The organism is Brevundimonas sp. (genome assembly GCF_032107865.1).
In the GTDB taxonomy this organism is placed as follows: Bacteria; Pseudomonadota; Alphaproteobacteria; order Caulobacterales; family Caulobacteraceae; genus Brevundimonas.
This window is the reverse complement of sequence record NZ_DAMCNG010000363.1, coordinates 1-1,526: the sequence shown is the minus strand read 5'-3', so window position 1 is coordinate 1,526 and position 1,526 is coordinate 1. Positions and strand designations below refer to the sequence as shown.

Here is a 1,526-nt window from a genome sequence, read left to right as displayed (position 1 = left end):
CAAGACCATGCTGGACCGCGTCCGCGCCGACCTTGAGGCCAAGGCGGGGGCCGAGCTGGACGCCCTGGCGGCCCTAGGCGACGACCAGGCGGCCTTCGGCGCGCGGATGAAGGATCTGCTGCGCGCGCTGGACCTGGACCCCGGCGACGCCGACGGCGGCGACTCGCCCGAGGAGGACGGCGAGGACGACGCCGACAAGCCCGATCAGGATCAGGCGGATCAGGACGAGCAGGAAGAACAGGACGGCGGCGAAGGCGGCGACTCCCTGGACGGCACGGCCGACGACCAGTCGGCCGAGGACGAACGCCAGGCCCGCCCCGACGGCACGCCGGGCGAGCCCGACGGCGAAGGCCAGGAAGACGCCCCTGAACTGAGCGAGGGCGACCGCCCCAACCACCAGCAGACCCAGGACGATGGCCGCGCGGTTGAGTTCTACCGCGCCTTCACCACCGCCTATGACGAGGTCATCGACGCCGCCGAACTGTGCGACCCGATGGAGCTGGACCGGCTGCGCGCCCTGCTGGACGCCCAGTTGTCGACCCTGGGCAGCGTGGTCTCACGACTGGCCAACAAGCTGCAGCGGCGGCTGCTGGCCCAGCAGAACCGCTCGTGGATGTTCGACCTTGAGGAAGGGATGCTGGACACGGCGCGCCTGACTCGCGTCATCACCGACCCGACCAGCCCCCTGTCGTTCAAGATGGAGAGCGAAAGCCCGTTCCGCGACACGGTCGTGACCCTGCTGATCGACAACTCCGGCTCGATGCGTGGGCGGCCGATCATGGTGGCGGCGGTCTGCGCCGACATTCTGGCGCGGACGCTGGAGCGGTGCGGGGTCAAGGTCGAGATTCTGGGCTTCACCACCCGCGCCTGGAAGGGCGGTCAAAGCCGAGAGGCCTGGATCAGCGCCGGAAAGCCCGCCAACCCCGGCCGCCTGAACGACCTGCGCCACATCATCTACAAGGGCGCCGACGCGCCGTGGCGCCGGGCCAAGAAGAACCTGGGCCTGATGATGCGCGAGGGTCTGCTGAAGGAAAACATCGACGGCGAGGCGCTGGAATGGGCGCACGACCGTCTGCTGGCCCGGCCCGAGGCGCGGCAGATCATGATGGTCATCTCGGACGGTTCGCCTGTCGACGATTCCACCCAGTCGGCTAACGCCGCCCTCTATCTGGACAAGCACCTGCGCCAGGTGATCGAGAAGATCGAGACGCGCAGCCCGGTCGAACTGCTGGCCATCGGCATCGGCCACGACGTGACCCGCTGGTATCGCCGCGCCCTGACCATCGTCGACGTGGAACAGTTGGCGGGCGCCATGACCGAAAAGCTGGCCGAATTGTTCGAGGCCGAGCCGAAGGCGGTCAGCAGCAAGGGCGGACGGGTTCCGCACAAGCGCGCGGCGTGAATCGCCGCCTCTATGTCGCCGCCCTGATCTCCCTCGCCCTGGCCGCCTGCGCCGGGGCGGCGGTGTCTTCTCATCCCTGGACGCCGGAGGCGACGGCCGACGGCTGGGCGCCCGCGGGCGGCTC

1 protein-coding gene is annotated in these 1,526 nt (G+C 69.6%); it reads left to right on the top strand.

Translation table 11 applies throughout. The features are described 5' to 3' along the window. Positions 1 to 1,402, top strand: a 1,402-nt coding sequence (locus RT567_RS16710; RefSeq protein ID WP_313577313.1) for a cobaltochelatase CobT-related protein, incomplete at its 5' end; no start/stop codon positions are given. Between the last annotated feature and the right edge of the window lie 124 nt (positions 1,403 to 1,526).